General features: G+C 74.9%; 4 protein-coding genes. 1 reads left to right on the plus strand and 3 read right to left on the minus strand.

The window, feature by feature from the left end:
• Positions 1 to 174: 174 nt before the first annotated feature.
• The 3 genes from ND748_RS28485 to ND748_RS28495 all read right to left on the minus strand — a co-directional run bounded on the left by ND748_RS28485 (position 175) and on the right by ND748_RS28495 (position 1956).
• Positions 175 to 363, minus strand: a complete 189-nt coding sequence (locus tag ND748_RS28485) for a DUF2273 domain-containing protein (protein WP_251749276.1) — start codon at positions 361 to 363, stop codon at positions 175 to 177.
• Positions 364 to 886: 523 nt separating this feature from the next.
• Positions 887 to 1420 carry a hypothetical protein gene (locus tag ND748_RS28490; RefSeq protein ID WP_251749277.1) on the minus strand — a complete coding sequence of 178 codons (534 nt, stop codon included), beginning with the start codon at positions 1418 to 1420 and terminating at the stop codon, positions 887 to 889.
• An 11-nt stretch (positions 1421 to 1431) separates the two neighbouring features.
• Positions 1432 to 1956, minus strand: coding sequence for an Asp23/Gls24 family envelope stress response protein (locus ND748_RS28495; protein ID WP_251749278.1), 525 nt, complete (start codon positions 1954 to 1956; stop codon positions 1432 to 1434).
• 541 nt (positions 1957 to 2497) lie between these two features.
• On the opposite strand from ND748_RS28495, the gene ND748_RS28500 reads away from it, so the two are divergent.
• Positions 2498 to 3400: 4-(cytidine 5'-diphospho)-2-C-methyl-D-erythritol kinase (locus ND748_RS28500; protein ID WP_251749279.1), on the plus strand; the 903-nt coding region annotated here is incomplete at its 3' end.

Consider the following 3400-nt stretch of genomic DNA (forward strand, 5'->3'; position numbering starts at 1 on the left):
CACCGCCATGGCGCGAGAGCCGCCGCGGCGGCCCGGTGACCCCGGGCACCTCCGCTGCGGCGACTGCGGCGATCTTTTCCACGACCCGGTCGGCGACGCGCAGCGAACCCGCCCCCGCGCCGGCGCGCCGGGGATCGCCCGGTTCGGCGCAGGCGTCGGACCGGGACGGCGTCGTCACCGCCGGCTCCGGCGCCGGTCCCCGCCGACGTATCGGGTGAGGTCGAGATCGCCGTCGACGACCTTGCCGACGACGAGCCCGATCGCCCCGAAGACCAGGACGATCAGAAACTCGCTGAACCCGCCGAAGGCGAGCGCGAGCCCGGCGATCAGGCCGGTGATCAGACCGAGTGCTGCTGCTCGCATGGTGACGCCCCTTCCGATTCTCGACCCGTCCGGTCGGGTGGTACGTCCGGCGGGCCCCTCGGACGGGCCGGGAGGGGGCCGCGGGTGTGATCGTCACATGAGGTGAAGGAACCGACACGCGTCATCCGGGCGGTGTCGCGTCACCTGACGCGGCGGCCACGCTGTGCTCCCGCGTGCTGACGCCGATGTACCCAGCGGACGCCGAACCGATGGCCCCAACGCGTGCCGGCGCCGCACCATCCCCGGCCGCGGGCCGCCACCCAGCCGGCCAGATCCTCGGCAGCAGTGCGCCGACGGTAGGCCGTGGGACGCGAGCCGGCGTCGGCCGACGGGCCCGTGGGCGACCGGCCCGGGCTCGACGGTCCTGCCCGCAGCGCCCGCAGGCCCTCGGCGAAGACCTGCGGGTCTCCGCCACGGTCCGGGTGATGCGTCCGGACGAACGCGCGGATTTCCGCCCGGCGCCGGGCCGCGTCAGCCTCCGTTCGGGAATCCGGGCGGGGCGCCTCACCCACCTCGTGCTGGGTCACGGCGGCCAGACCGACGGCGCCCCACCATTCCCGGTCTGCGGCGGACCGCCACCATTCCCGGTCTGCGGCGGACCGACCGAGACTCGTTGGTCGTTCGAGGCCGGGCCGTCCGGAAGGTCCAGATCGCGGATGATCACATCCACCCGAGGGCAGTCGGGCGCGGCGTGGAGCACCGCGGCCCGGATACGGCCGGCGAGGTCGGCCAACGGTTTGCCATAGCGGCAGTCGACCTGAACGAGGATTCGGTCCGCCCGCACCCGCACCCCCGCGACCCGCCGACCCGGCAGGTACGTCGCCACCTCGGCCACCTCGGCCACCTCGAACCGTCCCCGCGCCGCGTCGTCCGCCCCGAGGTCCTCGGCCGCGTCCGCCCCGAGGTACTCGGCCGCGACCGCCCCCCGGGGGCACGCGGGGATGTGCAGGGGCGCGGGCGTGGGGGCGGCGACGAGCCGGGCCACCTCCGGACACGCGGCCACCGCCGCCGCCACCCGATCGGGGTCCCAGCGGAACCAGGTGGTCGCACCCCCCATCCCGACCAGGCTCACTCGACCCGCCGGGTGTCTTCCTGGCCGTCGTCGCCGATATAGACGTCGTCAATGGCGACGTTGACCTCGGTAACCTCCAGCCCGGTCATCCCCTCCACGGAGCTGACGACGTTGCGCCGGATCGACTGCGACAGATCGACGATGGAGACGCCGTAGTCGCAGACCACGTCCAGATCGATGGCGGCCTGCCGTTGGCCGACCTCGACCGCGACGCCCTGCGCGACGCTCGCCGACGCGCCGGGGATGCGGGCCTTCACCGAGCCGACCGCCCGAGCGCCGCCGGTGCCCAGCTTGTGCACGCCCGAGACCTCGCGGGCCGCCACCCCGGCGATCTTGCGGACCACGGCATCCGCGATCGATGTGCGGCCCCGTTCGCTGGTGAGCTCCGTGGAGTGCTTCCGGTCCGGCACGGTGGTCCGGCTGGCACCCCCGACGCCGGTTGCCGACGAATCGGCCTGGCCGGCACTGGTCGAGGTCCCGCCGCCAGTGGTCGTGGTTCCGGTACTGGTGGTCGTGGTCATGCTGCTCCCCTTTGCTGTTGCGGCGCCCAGGCGGGCCGCCGTCGCGGTGCACTCGCCGACAGGCCGCCGCCCGCTGAGGCCGGGTCCGACCGGGTCATCGCGGGTCAGCTCGACCACGGCGACGACTCCCGCACAGGCCGGACGTCATGGGAGCTGGGAAAGGTGTGAAGGGCCAGGTCCGATCGGGCGGGGCGGCGCTTTGAGCACCTGCGGGCCCTCCCCGACGGGGTCACCCACGCCGCGAGCCGCCCGATTTCACCAGCCAGGCATCCCGTTCTCCCATGTACCCCGCGGGTGGGCGGTCATACGCTCCGGACCCGCGGATAGGTTGGATCCGGCCGGTCGCCCCGCCCAGACGGGCGGGGCCGCCCGCACGAGCACGACCGCCCGTCCGAGTACACGACCGCCCGTCCGAGTAGAGGCCGCCCGTCCGAGTAGAGGCGCCCGCACGAACAAGCCTGAGTGAGTCCGAGCGAAGGAGCATCCGCTGCCTCGATCCCACCCGGGCCCGCGCCAAGGCGCGGGAGCCGGCACCGCCACCGTGACCGTCCGGGCCCCGGCGAAGGTCAACCTGCATCTCGGCGTCGGCCCGCTGCGGCCGGACGGCTACCACGATGTGATCACCGTGCTCCAGGCCGTCTCGTTGTTCGACGACCTGACCGCCACCGCGCTCGACCCCACCGCGCCCGACCCCACTGCGCTCGACGGTGTGTACCCCGGCGACCAGGACGGGGTTGTGGTCACCGTCGAGGTCTCCGGCGAGGGCGCCGACCCGACCGCGCAGGGCCCGGCCACGACCACCCCCGACGTGTCCATCGTCCCCACCGGCCGCGACAACATCGCCGTCCGCGCGGCGCACCTGGTCGCCGAGGCCGCTGGTATCACCTCGGAGCGGGTGCACCTGACCCTCGCCAAGGGCATCCCGGTCGCCGCGGGCATGGCCGGCGGCAGCGCGGACGCGGCGGCGGCGCTGGTCGCCTTCGACGCGCTGTGGCAGGCCGGCCTCGACCGGGTCGCCCTCGCCGGCCTCGCCGCCCGGCTCGGCAGCGACGTCCCGTTCCCGCTGACCGGCGGGACCGCGCTGGGCACCGGCCGAGGCGAGCAGCTCACCGACGTCCTGGCCACCGGCGAGTACCACTGGGTGTTCGCGCTTGCCGACGGCGGCCTGTCCACCCCGGCCGTCTACGCCGAGTTCGACAAGCTGTCCGAGGGCCGGCTGCGCACCGGGCCCACCCCCGCCGACGACGTGTTGGCGGCGCTGCGCACCGGCGATCCCGCCCAGCTCGGGGCGGCCCTCGTCAATGACCTACAGCCGGCGGCGCTGCGGCTGCGGCCAGCGCTGCGCCGGGTCCTGGACACCGGCCGCGAGCTCGGCGCCGTCGGGGCCATCGTGAGCGGTTCGGGGCCGACCTGCGCCTTCCTCGCCGCCGGGGCGGCCCAGAGC

The sequence above is a fragment of the Frankia sp. AiPs1 genome (assembly GCF_023716945.1).
Lineage (GTDB): Bacteria > Actinomycetota > Actinomycetes > Frankiales > Frankiaceae > Frankia.